The following is a 14,425-nucleotide window of genomic DNA, read 5'->3' as shown; positions in this document are numbered from 1 at the left end:
ACGGAGGTGTGGAGCTGATGTGCGGGATCATCGGCTACGTCGGCACCGACCGCTCGGACGCGGCCGACGTCCTGCTCCACGGGCTCTCCCAGCTCGAGTACCGCGGCTACGACTCCGCGGGGATCGCGCTGGCCGACGGCGCTCTCGACGTCCACAAGCGCCAGGGTGAGCTCTCGGCGCTCGAGAACGCGCTCGCTGGCGCCGAGGTCGGGAACCAGACCACGGGGATCGGCCACACCCGCTGGAGCACCCACGGCCCGCCGTCGGACCGCAACGCCCACCCCCACACCGACGAGGACGGCCGCGTCGCGGTCGTCCACAACGGGATCATCGAGAACTACCAGCGCCTGCGCGACGAACTCACGGCCGAGGGCGTCGACTTTCGCAGCGACACCGACACCGAGGTCGTCCCCCACCTGATCGCGGGCTTTCTCGACGAGGGGCTCGACCGCGAGGCCGCCTTCCGCGCGGCGGTCGACCGACTCGAGGGCAGCTACGCCGTCGCGGCCGTCTTCGAGGGCTCAGAGACCGTCTACGCCGCGCGAAACGAGTCGCCGCTGGTACTGGGCGTCGCCGACGACGGCACCTACCTCGCCAGCGACGTCCCCGCCTTCATCGAGTACACCGACCGCGTCATCTACCTCGAGGACGGCGAGTTCGCCCGCCTCGAGGGCGACGAGATCGCCGTCACCGACGCCGAGGGGCGGACCGTCGAGACCTCGATCGAGACCATCGAGTGGGACCCCGAGGACGCGGGCAAGAGCGGCTACGACCACTACATGCGCAAGGAGATCAACGAGCAGCCCGCGGCGCTGCGGGACTGTTTCCGGGGGCGACTCGACGAACTCAGCGGCCGCGTCACCCTCGAGGAGTTCGAAGGCGTCGAGCTGGATCGGCCCGTGACGCTGGTCGCCTGTGGCACCTCCTACCACGCGGCGCTGTTCGGCGCCCAGCTGCTCCGGGAGTGGGGCGTGCCGGCCCAGGCGTTTCTAGCAAGCGAGTTCGAGGCCGACGCGGTGCCGATCGACGCCGACTCCGTCGTCGTCGGCGTCACCCAGAGCGGCGAGACCGCCGACACCCTGCGCGCGCTCCGGGAGGCCAGCGCCGCGGGCGCGACGACGATCGCGGTCACGAACGTCGTCGGCAGCTCGGCCGCCCGCGAGTGCGACCGCGTGCTGTACATCCGGGCGGGTCCGGAGATCAGCGTCGCGGCGACGAAGACCTTCGCCTCCCAGCAGGCCGCGCTGACGATGCTCGCGGCCTCGCTGAGCGACCACCGCTCGCGGGAGCTCGTCCGCGAGCTGCGGTCGGTCCCCGACCGCATCCAGTCGGTCCTCGACGAGGGCGCCGCCCGCGAGGTCGCCGCGACCTACGCCGACGCCGGCGCCTACTTCTTCATCGGTCGGGGGTACAACTACCCCGTCGCCCTCGAGGGCGCGCTGAAGATGAAAGAGATCACGTACAAACACGCCGAGGGCTTCGCCGCGGGCGAGCTCAAACACGGGCCGCTGGCGCTCGTGACCGAGCAGACCCCGGTGTTCGCGATCGTCACCGGCGACGGTCGCCGCGCCGAGAAGACCATCGGGAACGTCAAGGAAGTCGAGGCCCGCGGAACGCCCGTGGTCGCCGTCACCGACGGCCAGTCCGAGGTCGGCCGCTACGCCGACCACGTCCTCGAGGTCCCCCCGGCCGGCGAGATCACGTCCTCGATGGTCGCGAACGTCCAGCTCCAGCGGGTCGCCTACTGGACGGCCCACGAGCTCGGTCGCTCGATCGACAAACCCCGGAACCTGGCCAAAAGCGTCACGGTCGAGTAAGCCGATCGTAACGTATATATTTTCGATGTGTCGAGTGACTGTACGGAGTCCGTAGATGCCAGTGCAATCCCGAAAGCGCGGTTCCGATCGAGTTCGAACCGGCGAACGGACGGTTCGGAGACCGGCGGGCGGGCGGCGTTCGCCCGGTCCTCTCGGATCGAGTGATCGGTCGGGTGAGCGCGAGTGACCGTCGTCGTCGCCCTCGCCGACGGCACCCACGAGGCGTTCGAGACCGTCGAGGAACTCGAGTCGGGGTGGCTGCGGTGTCGGCGTCCGCGCGACGAGCCGCGGCCGGATCTCCCCGGCGAGACGACGACGAAGTACTACCCGCTCGAGAGCGTCGAGACGGTCAGCCGCGAACGGAACTGAGCGGGGGAGTCGGCTCGCGGTCGCGCATCGATCACACGCCGGCCAGAATCCGCCCGCTGGCCGTTGCCGGATCGGTGTGCCCTAACGGTCGGTCTCCGGCGGTCGCAGTCCCCGCAGTAGCGTCGTCACCCCCTACCGGAATAGTTCTATCGGCCGTCTGAATGGTTTGAGAATCCGACAGCACTCAGTTCGATCCGGACGCCGAGCGGTCGGGGCGGACGCGGTCCGCCAGCGCCCGCACCGCCGCGAGTCCGGGAGCGCCGTCCCGCCGCCAGAGCGCGAGCGCGACCGCCGCGAGGGCGAACTCGAGCAGGAAGTACGGATCACCCAGCGACTCGCGGAAGAGCCCGATCACCGACGGCGCGCCCGACTCGTAGGGCTCGACGGGCGTGACGGGCCAGAGCAGGTGGTTCGGGTCGGCCGCCCCCCACAGCGCCGGAAGCGCGTCGGTGAGCGTGTGAGCGAGCGCCCCGAGAGCGAACGCGATCCCGTACTCGGCGCGGGCCGTCCGCCGCGCGAGCGCGACGGCGGCGACCGAGACGGGGAGCAACACCAGCAGCGTGTGGGCGAGCGTCCGTCCGGTCGGGAGGACGGCCAGGTACCACGCCAGCGGCTTGTCGAGCAGATCGGGGAACTGAGTGCCGACCAGCAGCGCGAGGACGGCGATCTGCCCCGGAGGCTGATCGAACCGAGAGCGCGTGGCAAGCGTATACAGGAGATACCCGACTGCTGCGTGTCCGAGCGGCCACATACGATTCCAGCGACGCGTGCGAGGCCTATAACCGACCTGGTTCGGCTCAGGCCTCGAGCGCCTCGAGCGTCGCCGAGCGACTCGCCCGCCAGCCGGCGACGACCGCGACGAGCGTTCCGACGACGACCGCGACGGCGAACCCGAGAGCCGACACCTCGAGGGGCGTCCGCACGAGTCGTTCGAACCCGACGAGACGGGCGGCGAGGGCGTTCAGTCCCGCGGCGAGCGCGGGCGTCGCGGCGACGCCGATCGCCCCGCCGAGGAGGCCGACGATCGCGCCCTGGACGCCGATCGTGCCGGCCAGCAGCCCCCGCGAGAGCCCGACCGCCCGCAGAGCCGCCAGCGTGTCGCGTTGCTGGTAGGCGACCAGCGCGAACAGGTTCGCCGTCAGCGCGACGCCGCCGACGACCGCCAGTCCGACGAGGGCGATCCCGCCGGCGACGACCAGCGATCGGTCGGTCAGCATCGCCGCGAACTGGTCGTCGGCCGTGCGAACGTCGTAGGAGGGGTAGGCGGCCCGAACGTCGTCGGCGACGGCCCCGCGGTCGGCGCCGTCCTCGAGGTTGACCGTGACGAACGAGGCCCGGTCCGCGCCCGCGGTACCGGTCATCGACTGCAGTTCGGGCAGGGGGACCGTCGCGGTCTCGGTGCCCAGGAACCGCGAGTAGTACGAGCCGATTCCGGCGACGGTGTAGGCGTCGACGGCGCGGCGGCCGGCGCCGACGTAGACGGTGTCGCCGACGTCGACGTCGAACCGATCCGCGGTTTCGGGATCGAGCACGACGACGTCGGAGGGGGTCTCGACGGCCTCGCCGTCGGCGGTCAACGCGCCGTCGAACCCCTCGCCGTCCTCGAACTCGAAGTGGGCGTGGGTTCCCTCGACGCCCACGGCGGTGATCGGCTCGACCGCGTCGGGCTCGGCGCCGACGTAGACGTCGTGCAACGCGACCGTCGAGACGTCGCCGACGTCCTCGCGCTCGCGGAGGTCGCTCGCGACGGCCGCGGCGTCGACGACCTCGTTCTCGCCGCCGGCGGCGGGACCCCCGGTGATCCAGATGTCGCGGCCGGCGTCGTCGAACTGCTGTTGGCCCGTCTCGACGACGCCGACCCCGAGGCTGGCCAGCAGCGTCACCGAGAGCACCGCGAGTACGACCCCGCAGACCGCGAGGGCGGTTCGACCGGGAGAGCGGCGCAGCTGGGCGATTCCGAGACCGACGACGGCCCGAAACCGGGCGAGCGAAGCGGGGCGTCTCACCGGCCCACCTCCGCGAGGACGTCGGTTCGGGCCGCGAGCGCGAGCGGGTAGGGGAGCGCGAGCAGCGTCGAGACGACGGCCACCGCGAGCGCGTAGGGGATCAACAGCGGGTGGATGGCCGCGATCGCCCCGGGTGCGATCGTCGCGGCCGCGACGGCGTTCGCGACGCCGATGGCGGCGACGCCGAAGACGATCCCGAGCAGGGCGCCGACGACCGCGAGCGCGAGCCCGTCGTCGAACACCGCCCCGACGTCGGGGACCCCCTCGCCTTCGAGGGCCGCGTCCGGGTAGACCGCGTCGGCGCCCGCCCGGATCGCCTCGCCCTCGCCCCAGACGAGCACCGCGTCGGCGAGGCCGCCCTCGTCGGCGCCGGAAAGCGACTGGAGGACGCCGAGATCGACGAGCGCGACCGGTTCGTCGGGACCGTCCTCGACGGCGACGACCGTCGCCGACCGGGTCTCGACGCCCTCGAGGACGAGCCGATCGCCCGGCTCGGCGCCGAGGTCGTCCGCGGCAGCTCTCGAGAGCACCAGCCGAGCGTCCCCGTCCGAAGCGCCCTCGAGCTTCTCGAGCGGAAGCGACGCGACCGTCGCCGAGTCGGGGCCGGGAACGGCGCCGATCAGCGCGAGGTAGGCGTCGTCGCCGTCTCCCGCGACCCGGATCGGCTCCTCGAGGACGGGCGAGGCGTGGTCGATTCCGTCGCGGTCGGCGAGCCGGATCGCTCGCTCGCGGCTCTCGCCCAGGCGGGGCTCGCCGGCGCCGGCGATCGAACCGTGGATCCCGCCGTCGCCGGAGACGATCCGCGCGTCGGCGTCGCCCGCGACGCCGCCGTCGTCGGCCAGCGCGAGGGCGATACCGGTGACGAGCAGGAGGTTCGCGACCGTCAGCGCGACGACGAACACCGTCGCGAGGGTCCGTCCGCGCGCCGTCGTCGTCTGGGTCCGAACCAGGCCGAGCGCGAACGCGAGCAGTCCCCACCATCGGCTCGCGGGGCTCGCGGTTCGGTCCGGCTCGGAGGGGAGATCTCGTTCTGCCATCGGTGGGAGCGACGGCGCCCCGACCCGACGAGCGGGAAGCGGCGGCCGCACGGTCGGAGAGGACGGCGTCGACACCATTGTTCGTGACACGTTACCCGGTCGTCGCTCGGCGCGTCCGTCGTTCCGCGACGCGAACGTTGCCTCGGCTCGGACGCGTTCGGCGGCGACCCCTTCGGGACCGGTGTCGTCGCCGACCGTCCGATAGCTTTATATTGGTCATTGTTGACACGCCACATGATGGTCGGAAGACTCATCGCCGCACTGATCCTCGTCCTCCTGCTCCTGTTTCTGGCCGGCGCGCCGGCTGTCGCCGAGTTCACGGCGGGCCAGCTGTGTGGCCCCCTCGAGTCGATCCAGTGCTGATCGAGCCGCCCGCGTCGGACGCCGTCTCAGTCGGTCGGCACGGACGGCCGCTCGAGGCGGACGTCCTCGGGCCCCTCGAGCGTTCGCTCGAAGAAGGCCCGGTGCTCGCGGATGCGTTGCTCGCTCCACTCCCACCACTCGAGTTCGAGCAGGCGAGATCTGACCGCCGGGGGGAACCGCCAGCCGATCCGCTCGGCCGGCACCCCGCCGACGATCGCGTAGGGCTCGACGTCACCGGTGACGACCGCGCCCGCCCCGACGACGGCCCCGTCGCCGATCGTCACCCCCGAGAGGACCGTCACTCCCGTGCCGATCCAGACGTCGCTGCCGACGGCGATCGGCCCCTCGGCCGTCGGCGGGAGTTCGCCGTCGAGGACCTCCTCGTGGAGCCGGATCTGTAGCGACGGCCGATCGATCCGGTGGTTGGTCTGCTGGAACGTGCTCTCGCGGGCGATCGCGCAGTAGTTGCCGAGCTCGACGTCGCCGACGAGATCGCAGTCCGGCTCGAGGTTGGTCCGCCGTCCGATCGTGACGTCGCCGTCGAGGATACACCCCCGGCTCAACCGCGCGTGGGGGCCGATGTCGACCCGCCGGCGGAGCAGACAGCCGACCGAGATCCGGGCGGACGGAGCGATATCGAACTCGGCCGACTCGAAGTGACGGGCGAGTAGCTCGCGGGTTACCCGCGGATAGCCGAGAAGGGAGGCCGACCGTTCGACGAGGGTATCGAGGTTCATGCGTATGGCTACCAGCCAACGCAGTTCCGCATATACTTTATTCGACCGCGCGGTAGAGTCACCGCACGGAACCGTTCGCAGCCCCCGATTACCGAGGGTAGGGGCCACCTGTCTCGGTTTCCATTCCGGAAACTCGACTCGAGCCTGCGGGGCCGAACGGGTCGACGAGCCGGTTCCGGACCGCTCGATTCGCGCGCTCGGCCGCTCGCCAGATTTGGCGTCTCGCACCCGTAACCCACCCCCGCGGGACGAGCGGGTCGAGTGAACGGTCCGGCTACCGTTACTATCGTCGCTGTAACACCGGTTGGAAATACGGGAGGTCGGTCCATAACAAACCGTGGGTCGGGGTTGGTGTCGTGTGGACCAATGGACCGACGAACCTATCTCGTGACCGCGACGGGAACGGTCGTGGCGCTGGCCGGCTGTTCGGAAATGGGCGGGCCGGGCGAGAGCGACAACGAGACCGACGACAACGCGTCGAACGGAGCCAACGGTGGCGACGACGGTGGAACCGACGAGACCGAAAACGGCGACTCCAACGGCGAGCTGGTCGGAACCTACGACGACTTCGAGGACCTCGAGCCCTGGCGGGCGTTCCAGGACATCGGCGCGATCGAGGCCGACACGGGCCAGTCCTACGACGGCTCGCAGTCGGCGCGGCTCCTCCCGGGATCCGAGGACGGCCAGGTCAGGGTGCGCCGCGAGACCGACGAGCCGATCGACGTCCGAGACGTGGCGCCGGGACTGGCCATGACCGCGTCCGACGACGGGATGGTGCGGATCCAGCTGCAGGACGAGGACGGCGACTACGTCGAGTACAGCCAGCAGGTGATGAGCGACATGCCGCTGGCGCGGCACAACTTCGGGCTCACCCGCGTTCGCGGCGACCCGAACCTCGAGGAGGTCATCGTCCTGCAGATCATCCGCTGGTTCGGCCAGACCGGGGACGGCAGCTCCGGCCAGGAGATGTGGGTCGACGACTTCCACTTCGTCCCCAAGCCCGACACGCCGAAGGTGATGTTGCAGTTCCACGGCGGCTACGAGACCCACTACGAGGAGGCGATGCCCCGGGTCGCCCAGTACGACTTCCCGGCGACGGCGTTCGTCCCGACCGACCGCCTTCGGGCCGACGCCGCCGTTCAGGGGGACCGGCTCACCGAGGGCCAGGTCGAGGAGCTGGCGTCGAACGGGTGGACGATCGGCGCCCAGACCGCGAACGCGGCGCAGGCGGGCTCGATCGGCGAGGATCAGGTCGAGGGGCTCGTCACCGAACCCGCGGAGTGGCTCGACGAGCAGGGGTACGCCGACGACGGTCGGTTCTTCGCGTACCCCGGCTCGCAGTACACCGAACCGGTCTACGAACTCGTTCAGGACAACTACGACCTGGCGTTCGCCGGCCAGACCCAGTCCCAGGGGTACGCCGGCAACCCGCACCTCTGCTCGGTGGTCTCGAGCCCCAGCGGCGACGAGGGCGCGAGCCTCGTCGAGTGGACCGCCGAGATGGGCGGGATCACCTCGATCGGCTTCTACCAGCTCCAGGAGAGCGAGGCCATCAGCGGCCTCGAGTCGACGCTGGCCGCCCTCGAGGAGTACTCGGGCGAGGTCGACGTGATCACCCCCGGCGAGATGGCGAGCGAGTACGTCTACGAGTGACTCGCTCGAGCGCGCGACGGTCGCTTTCGCGGACGCGGCGGGAACCGACGCCGGCGTGACGTGATCCGAACGTTCTACTCCCGCGGTATCCGGAGCGTCAGCAGCGTTCCGACGCCGACGATCAGCGCCAGCAGCAGGTAGCCGGCGTCGAAGTACCCCCGCTCGGCGATCGCGCCGAAGACGACCGGGCCCGACGCGCCCAGCACGGAGGCGCTCGAGCGGACCACGCCCAGTCCCGTCCCCTGGATCTCCGCGGGGATGAGCTCCGCGAGGTACGACTGGGTGATCGCTCCCGAGCCGAGCATCGTGCTCGCGAGGACGGTCACGCCCGCCAGCCCCGCGAGTCCGTCGACGAACGGCAACAGCGCGAGCCCGACGACCGATCCCAGCAGGACCAGCGGGAGCGAGCCCCGGAGCCCGACGCGGTCGTAGGCCGCTCCGGCCAGCGGCTTGACGACGACGCCGACCGCGAAAAAGAGCCCGAACAGCACGCCGGCGACCGTCGAGGACAGCCCCTTCTGCTCGACGAGATACGTCGGGTAAAAGGCAGAGAACGTCTGCCAGACGAAGATGAACAGAAAGAGGATCACGCCCACGACCGCGAGGGTGGGGCTGCGGAGTTCGCCGACCACGTACCGCAGGCTCTCGCTCGAGGCGTCGTCGCCGTCGTCGGGGTCGGCGGCCGGCAGCGTCAGCCAGATGACGGCCGCGATGAGACAGAGCAACGGAAGCACGAATCCCAGGCCGAGCCGCCAGGCGACCGCGGCGGCGAGCACGCTCGCGATCGGCGGCAACACGGTCTGACCGACGTCGCCGGTCGCCATCGTCACCCCCAGCGCCCGCCCGATCCGATCGGGGTAGAGATCCGACAGCGCGGTGATCCGGGCGACGGGGTACTGCGAGTGCCCCAGGCCGACAAGCGCCGTCGCCCCGAACAGGACCGCGGCGGTCGGCGCCAGCAGGACGACGACCAGCCCGACGACGACCGTCGAGACGCTCGCGGTCAGCACGGACCGTTCGCCGCGGCGGTCCGCCAACATCCCGCCGGGGACCTGCCCGACCGCGTAGCCGAGCCACAGGAGCGTGACGAGCAGTCCGGCCGTCGAGAGGGTGAGATCGTACTCGGCGCTGAACGAGGGCAGCAACACGGGGTAGATCATTCGGGTGCCGTTCAGCAGTCCCCAGCCGAGCGCGATCGTCAGCAGCGTCTTCCCGGCGCCGTCGGCCCACAGACCGACCAGCTCGCGACGGATCGAATTCAGGCGACTCATTCGGCGTGTGCGTGGCAAGGCCGGTCCCGTTGAAACCGTTTTAGTTCGAGGCGGCGGTTGCTGATTCCGGGCTTCGCTCTCCGGTGGGCCGAGCGTCGAGAACGGTCGATCGGCCGCTCGAGTCGACACTCCCCGTGTGCGAAGTGAAACGGTACCACGCCGATCGCCCCCCGTGTGCGAAATGAATTATCCGGACCGAGCGTCGACTCGCTCGGCGGAAACCGTCTCGAGCGACGGCCGGACCGACGACGCCCCGTGTGCGAAGTGAATCTCGGCGGGGGGCTCAGTCCCGGTCGAAGAACTCGTCGACCTGCGCGTCGACCACCGACTGGATCAGTTCGTCCTCGCTCTCGATCTCCTCGAGTCGGAAGTCGGCCTGCAGCGTCTCGGCGACGACGGCCGGGTCGTCGACGAACGTGTACTCCTTGTGGACGCCGCTGCCGTAGCCCCGGCCGCGCTTCTCCGAGGTGACGAAGTTGTACGTCTCGGCCTCGGTCATGTACCGCAGGTAGGAGTCCCGGGATTTCTTGTCGGCGTCCAGTCGCTCGGTCAGATACTGGTAGACGCGGTAGGCGACGGTGCTCGGGATCGCGTTCAGGTTCCGTTCGGCGTGGACGGGGACGATCGCGGTGGCGTACAGGGAGAGCTTCTTCTGGGTCGAGAGCCCCTGCATCTGGGTCAGGGTGCGGTCGCGCTCGGCTTCCTGCTGGGCGTCGCGGACGTGGTCCTCCCGAACCCGTTCCTCGCCTCGCCGGTTGGCGATCTCGCCGGCCTTCCGGAAGAGGTCGATCGCCTTCCGCGCGTCGCCGTGGTCCTGGGCGGCGAAGGCCGCGCTCAGCGGGATGATTCCGGCCTCGAGCACGCCGTCTTGGTAGGCGTCGCGTCGGCGGTCGAGGATCGCTTGGAGCTGGTTGGCGTCGTAATCGGAGAAGACGACGTCCTGCGGATTGAACGAGCTCTCGGCGCGGCCGTCGAGGTCCTCCATGAAGCGGGGATCGTTCGTGAGCGCGGCGACCGAGACGTGGCCGTCGATCCGACCGAGCTGGGAGGCCCGCGAGAGCTGGTAGAGGAGCTTCGAGTAGGCGGGTTCGTCGTTGGGGTCGCGCTGGCGGCCGACCAGGAGATCGACCTCGTCGAGGATGACGATGACGGAGTCGAACTCCCCGCTCAACAGCTCGTACAGACGGTTTAACTTACGGTCCGTCGAGACCCCACTCTCGGGGACGCCCGCCTCGACGCCGGCCGTCGTCGCCGCGTTTTCGACGAGGCGGTACACCGCCCGGTCGTGGGACTTGATCGTCTGGCAGTTGATCTGGATGACGCCGAAGCGGTCGCCCTGGGCCTCCGCGAGTTCGACGACCTGTTCGCAGACCGCGTTGATGATCAGCGACTTCCCGGTTCCCGAGGGACCGTACAACAGCATGTTGGGCGGCCGATCGCCCTGGAGTGCGGGCCGGAGGTAGGTGATGATGTCCTCGAGCTGTTGGTCCCGTCCGACGATCCGATCCTCGTCGATGACGGCGTCGGGATCGAGTAACCCCCGATCCCTGAACACCGACTGCTGGACGCCGTCCTGCAGCCGTCCCTTGATCGACTCCGAGAGGGAGTGGCGGTCGTCGCCGTCGGTCATACCCCGTCACTCGCGCCGCCCTCGTAAATACGTGACGAGTACCGCGTGCGAGAGCAACGGCCGCGAAATCGCAGTCGAGAGCCGTCGTATACGGGAACCGACCGCGAGGTTCGAAACCGTGGGCGAAGTCAATACAAACCCGCGTCCGCCAGTCTGGGGACACCCCGTGTGCGAAATGATTTTCGCCGCGGGAACCGCGGGGTTCACCCCCGCTGTGAACGGACGGTGCTCCCCGCTGCGGACTGACGGCTCGAACTGCTCCGCTCGGCCACGAGCAGGCCGTTCGGACGGCGATTCGCTTTCGAAGGGGGATCGCGCTCGCGGCGGAAGGACTCGAGGGGCGGACGGACGGAACCCCCTCCCCCCGTGTGCGAAATGAAATCGACGACGAACGGGGTGGGGGAGGGCGGGGTGGACGCTCGAGACTCGTTCTGTCGATCGAAATCCCCGCGAACGAGCGCCGATCCGACACGTCACGCGATCGGACCGCCAATCCTCGCGAGCGGGCTACTCTAGAAGCGGTGGTTTTATGATTTTTCTATAGAAACAGGAACCGCACTGGATATAGACCGAGTCGAAGGAAACGGTACTATTCCGAGACCGGTCCGGGACAGATCCCAACCCACGGAATTCGACGACCATCTCTTTCGCGTCCGACGTGCCGTTCGGAGTTCGACCCGGCATATCTCGCGGCTCGCCCGGCTCCGGCCCTCGAGTCGGCTCCCCGTCGGTCCTCATCTCCCGTTCGTAGCCGGCCCGTCGGTTCCCCCACCCCGTTCGCAGCCGATTTCATTTCGCACACGGGGGGAGGGACCCATACGCGGAAAGGGAGAGGGTCCCGCACGTGGAACGCCTCGAGTTCGTAGTGTCCTCCGAGGTCGAGTTCGTAGCGCCCTCCGAGGACCGTATCTACGGAGCCGTACCCGACGAGTACTCGAGGCGCGGATTCGGAGTGCGTCGCCGCCGACCAGCCGGGGCCGTTCCGCTAGTCGGACGCCGAGTCGCCCGGCCCGATAACGATCCTGTCGTCGATGTTCTCGATCCGATCGAGCGGCAGCCGGAACCGACCGTCGGAGTCGGTCTCGATCCGCGCCGGCGGCCGATCCTGCGGTCGGATGACCAGCTCGCTGATCCGGCCCGACTCGACGCCCATCGTGATGTTGTCGAGCGTTCCGTAGTCGGTGCCGTCGATGCCGACGATCGGCTTTCCCTGCAGTTGTCGCGCCAAACAGGTCGTCATACCCGTCGTTTCACGGACGCCCACTAAACATCGTGGGATCCGTCGCAGCTTTCGAGAGCGGTCCGTTCTGCCGACGGCTCTCGACCTCGTCTCGACCCGTCGCCTCGAGAATCGACGGCACCGAAACCGGCGGCGCGGCCGCTATCGAGCATCGAACGGAAGGAAGCCCCCGACCGACCGTCGGGGGGCACCACTGAACCACGATTGCGAACCAGCAACGGAATGTCGCCCGAACGGGAGACACCTGGGATGCGCTGCTGGTCATACGAACGTTGCTCCGAGCACAAAAGTACCTCTCGGTTCGCGCCGCGGCCTCCCTTCTTCCGGAGCGGACGACGACGCCGGGACGGCGCCGACCCGCCGTGTTACCTCGAGGACTTGCCGTGTTACCCTCGAGGTGGTGTTTCACGCCCCGGCGGGAGGCTTTCGTTCGCGGACCTGTCTCCCCAATCGCACCGACCTGACCGTTCCGGCTCGACCTGGGCGGCGTTTTCCTACATAACTGTTGGGGACCGTGTGGCGAGTCGCCAGTCTCGCCTCACCTTACAGGGGGCTCGCGCCCGTCGACTCGAGTATGGAACCGACCAACACGAGGCGGCGACTGCTCGCCGGACTGTCGGCCGCGGGGACGGCGGCGCTCGCGGGCTGTACCGGCTCGACGCCGTTCGTCGGTCGCCGCCTCGCCGAGAGCCGGACGATCGATCCCGAGGACGCCGCGGCGATCGCGATCACCGGTTCGGCCGGCGACCTGACGGTCACCGGCGACGACCGCGAGGCGATCGGGCTGGAGATCGAGAAGCAGTCGAGCTCGATCCGGACCGACCTCGAGGCGCTCGAACTCGAGTCGACCCGAGACGGCGACGTCCTCGAGTTGCAGGCGACCTACGACGGCGACACGGGCTGGTTCGAGAGCGAGCCCGCGATGGATCTCGACGTCGCGCTCCCGGAGGCGCTGTCGGTCGATCGGCTCCGCACGGGAACCGGGCAGGTGACCGTCACCGACGTCACCGGGGATCTCGAGGCCCGCTCGAGCACGGGCAGCGTCGAGATCAGGGACGTCGACGGGACGGTCACGGCCGAGACGAGCACGGGCGGGATCGAGATCGAGGACGTCGCGGCCGTCGGCGACGTGACCGCGAGCACGGGCAGTATCGAGGCCGCAGTGCCGGCGATCGACGGCGATACGGTGCTCTCGGCGAGCACCGGTAGCGTCGAGGTAGCCCTCTCGCCGACGATCGACGCCGACCTCGAGGCCCGAACCGGTACCGGCAGCCTCGAGATCGACGCCGACGGGCTGGGACTCGAGGAGTACCGCCGCGAGGACGATCGCGTCAGCGCCGCCCTCGGGGAGGGCGGGCCGCGACTCCGGATCGAGACGAGTACGGGCGAGGTCTCCGTCTCGGCGCTCGAAGAATAGGCCAGGCCTCGGTCTCGACGCTGCACGAATTCGAAGTCGTCGCCAGGCGCGAACGTCGATCGGAACCGCTACCGACGCGGTCCGTCCCAATGCCGTTTTCTCTCGCGTCAGTTCCGGCGCCGTTCTCTCCCGGCTATCGGCGGGAACGCGTTCCTCGAGGGTTCACGCCGTCGTCCGGGACTTCGTCCGCGAGTCGAGCAGCACCGCGGCGACGAGCGCGGAGAGGCGTCCGAGAACGTTCGCGAGGTACAGCGTCGCGACCAGCGCGAGCAGCCCCGCGACCGCAGCACCCAGCGCCCGCGGGAGCGTCCCGATCACGACCGGGTCGGCGATGACGGCGTAGACGACGAGGTCCGCGCCGTAGACCGCGGGCGCGACGAGCAGGCTCGTCGCGAGCGAGACCCCGACGACGAGGACGACGAAGCCACAGATTCCCAGCAGGATCTTCCAGCCGAGATACGCCGCGCCGAACCACGTCTCGCGGCCGAACACGAGCCGTTTCAGGAACGCGGCGAGCCCCCGGTCGGTCGGCGGGATCGACGGGGCGACGTCGACGGCGAGCAGTCCGCGGGTGAGTGCACCGTCGAGTCGGGCGAGCGCGACGATCGACAGCAGCGTCGCGACCAGCGCGACCGGACCGAGCAGGGTGAGACTCAGTCCGAGGGTCATCGACGCGCCGACGGTGATCGAGACGAGGTACGCGATCCCGAGCGGGAAAGCCAGCAGGACGTACGCGAGCGATCGGTACGTCCAGGGGTCGATCGGCGCGGCGTAGAACGGGCGATCGCTACCGGTTCGGAGCGCGTCGGTCGGCAACGCGCCGCCGTCGCCGGCGGCGTCGGGTTGGTTCGGTGGCATACGAACGAATCGACCGCCCCGAACCCG

Annotated in this window: 13 protein-coding genes; 5 read left to right on the top strand and 8 right to left on the bottom strand. The window is 69.6% G+C overall.

Annotated features, from left to right (window positions below; all coding sequences use genetic code 11):
- Positions 1 to 17 precede the first annotated feature (17 nt).
- Complete coding sequence (gene glmS / locus C492_RS15205) at positions 18 to 1,817, top strand: glutamine--fructose-6-phosphate transaminase (isomerizing) (protein ID WP_008425166.1); 1,800 nt, start codon at positions 18 to 20, stop codon at positions 1,815 to 1,817.
- Between the two features lie 183 nt (positions 1,818 to 2,000).
- Positions 2,001 to 2,186: a hypothetical protein gene (locus C492_RS15200; RefSeq protein WP_008425165.1), complete on the top strand. Its 186-nt coding sequence runs from the start codon at positions 2,001 to 2,003 to the stop codon at positions 2,184 to 2,186.
- Between the two features lie 184 nt (positions 2,187 to 2,370).
- Here C492_RS15200 and C492_RS15195 read toward each other — a convergent pair whose 3' ends face one another.
- The 3 genes from C492_RS15195 to C492_RS15185 are packed head-to-tail and all read right to left on the bottom strand — an operon-like array spanning position 2,371 to position 5,229.
- Complete coding sequence (locus C492_RS15195; protein WP_008425163.1) at positions 2,371 to 2,937, bottom strand: metal-dependent hydrolase; 567 nt, start codon at positions 2,935 to 2,937, stop codon at positions 2,371 to 2,373.
- 46 nt (positions 2,938 to 2,983) lie between these two features.
- Positions 2,984 to 4,192: an ABC transporter permease gene (locus C492_RS15190; RefSeq protein WP_008425161.1), complete on the bottom strand. Its 1,209-nt coding sequence runs from the start codon at positions 4,190 to 4,192 to the stop codon at positions 2,984 to 2,986.
- Positions 4,189 to 5,229 (bottom strand): hypothetical protein, encoded by a 1,041-nt coding sequence (locus C492_RS15185; protein ID WP_008425159.1) that lies wholly within the window; start codon positions 5,227 to 5,229, stop codon positions 4,189 to 4,191. Before C492_RS15185 ends, C492_RS15190 begins: the two co-directional genes overlap by 4 nt.
- Positions 5,230 to 5,466: 237 nt before the next feature.
- On the opposite strand from C492_RS15185, the gene C492_RS25615 reads away from it, so the two are divergent.
- Positions 5,467 to 5,592: a hypothetical protein gene (locus tag C492_RS25615; RefSeq protein WP_275040349.1), complete on the top strand. Its 126-nt coding sequence runs from the start codon at positions 5,467 to 5,469 to the stop codon at positions 5,590 to 5,592.
- A 26-nt stretch (positions 5,593 to 5,618) separates the two neighbouring features.
- On the opposite strand, the gene C492_RS15180 is transcribed toward C492_RS25615, so the two are convergent.
- Positions 5,619 to 6,329 carry a CatB-related O-acetyltransferase gene (locus C492_RS15180; protein ID WP_008425157.1) on the bottom strand — a complete coding sequence of 237 codons (711 nt, stop codon included), beginning with the start codon at positions 6,327 to 6,329 and terminating at the stop codon, positions 5,619 to 5,621.
- Between the two features lie 366 nt (positions 6,330 to 6,695).
- Here C492_RS15180 and C492_RS15175 point away from each other — a divergent pair, with 366 nt between their 5' ends.
- Positions 6,696 to 7,982, top strand: a complete 1,287-nt coding sequence (locus tag C492_RS15175; protein WP_008425156.1) for a polysaccharide deacetylase family protein — start codon at positions 6,696 to 6,698, stop codon at positions 7,980 to 7,982.
- A gap of 74 nt (positions 7,983 to 8,056) precedes the next feature.
- On the opposite strand, the gene C492_RS15170 is transcribed toward C492_RS15175, so the two are convergent.
- The 3 genes from C492_RS15170 to C492_RS15160 form a co-directional block, all read right to left on the bottom strand.
- Positions 8,057 to 9,253, bottom strand: a complete 1,197-nt coding sequence (locus C492_RS15170) for an MFS transporter (protein ID WP_008425154.1) — start codon at positions 9,251 to 9,253, stop codon at positions 8,057 to 8,059.
- Positions 9,254 to 9,536: 283 nt separating this feature from the next.
- Positions 9,537 to 10,883, bottom strand: a complete 1,347-nt coding sequence (locus tag C492_RS15165) for an orc1/cdc6 family replication initiation protein (RefSeq protein ID WP_008425152.1) — start codon at positions 10,881 to 10,883, stop codon at positions 9,537 to 9,539.
- A 985-nt stretch (positions 10,884 to 11,868) separates the two neighbouring features.
- Positions 11,869 to 12,123 carry a PRC-barrel domain-containing protein gene (locus C492_RS15160; RefSeq protein WP_008425151.1) on the bottom strand — a complete coding sequence of 85 codons (255 nt, stop codon included), beginning with the start codon at positions 12,121 to 12,123 and terminating at the stop codon, positions 11,869 to 11,871.
- 574 nt (positions 12,124 to 12,697) lie between these two features.
- On the opposite strand from C492_RS15160, the gene C492_RS15155 reads away from it, so the two are divergent.
- Positions 12,698 to 13,540 carry a DUF4097 family beta strand repeat-containing protein gene (locus C492_RS15155; protein WP_008425149.1) on the top strand — a complete coding sequence of 281 codons (843 nt, stop codon included), beginning with the start codon at positions 12,698 to 12,700 and terminating at the stop codon, positions 13,538 to 13,540.
- Positions 13,541 to 13,702: 162 nt separating this feature from the next.
- Here C492_RS15155 and C492_RS15150 read toward each other — a convergent pair whose 3' ends face one another.
- On the bottom strand, positions 13,703 to 14,398 hold the full coding sequence (locus C492_RS15150) for a sensor domain-containing protein (RefSeq protein ID WP_008425147.1): 696 nt from the start codon (positions 14,396 to 14,398) through the stop codon (positions 13,703 to 13,705).
- Positions 14,399 to 14,425: the final 27 nt, after the last annotated feature.

It is taken from the genome of Natronococcus jeotgali DSM 18795, from assembly GCF_000337695.1.
Classification (GTDB): Archaea; Halobacteriota; Halobacteria; order Halobacteriales; family Natrialbaceae; genus Natronococcus; species Natronococcus jeotgali.
Note: the sequence above shows the minus strand (reverse complement) of the source record. Positions and strands in the feature narration are given on the sequence as shown.

Bases quoted from the DNA above. Each gene is read 5' to 3' on its own strand.
- glmS (WP_008425166.1), top strand. From the start codon at position 18: ATGTGCGGGATCATCGGCTACGTCGGCACCGACCGCTCGGACGCGGCC.
- C492_RS15195 (WP_008425163.1), bottom strand. From the start codon at position 2,937: ATGTGGCCGCTCGGACACGCAGCAGTCGGGTATCTCCTGTATACGCTT.
- C492_RS15185 (WP_008425159.1), bottom strand. From the start codon at position 5,229: ATGGCAGAACGAGATCTCCCCTCCGAGCCGGACCGAACCGCGAGCCCC.
- C492_RS25615 (WP_275040349.1), top strand. From the start codon at position 5,467: ATGGTCGGAAGACTCATCGCCGCACTGATCCTCGTCCTCCTGCTCCTG.
- C492_RS15180 (WP_008425157.1), bottom strand. From the start codon at position 6,329: ATGAACCTCGATACCCTCGTCGAACGGTCGGCCTCCCTTCTCGGCTAT.
- C492_RS15175 (WP_008425156.1), top strand. From the start codon at position 6,696: ATGGACCGACGAACCTATCTCGTGACCGCGACGGGAACGGTCGTGGCG.
- C492_RS15170 (WP_008425154.1), bottom strand. From the start codon at position 9,253: ATGAGTCGCCTGAATTCGATCCGTCGCGAGCTGGTCGGTCTGTGGGCC.
- C492_RS15165 (WP_008425152.1), bottom strand. From the start codon at position 10,883: ATGACCGACGGCGACGACCGCCACTCCCTCTCGGAGTCGATCAAGGGA.
- C492_RS15160 (WP_008425151.1), bottom strand. From the start codon at position 12,123: ATGACGACCTGTTTGGCGCGACAACTGCAGGGAAAGCCGATCGTCGGC.
- C492_RS15155 (WP_008425149.1), top strand. From the start codon at position 12,698: ATGGAACCGACCAACACGAGGCGGCGACTGCTCGCCGGACTGTCGGCC.
- C492_RS15150 (WP_008425147.1), bottom strand. From the start codon at position 14,398: ATGCCACCGAACCAACCCGACGCCGCCGGCGACGGCGGCGCGTTGCCG.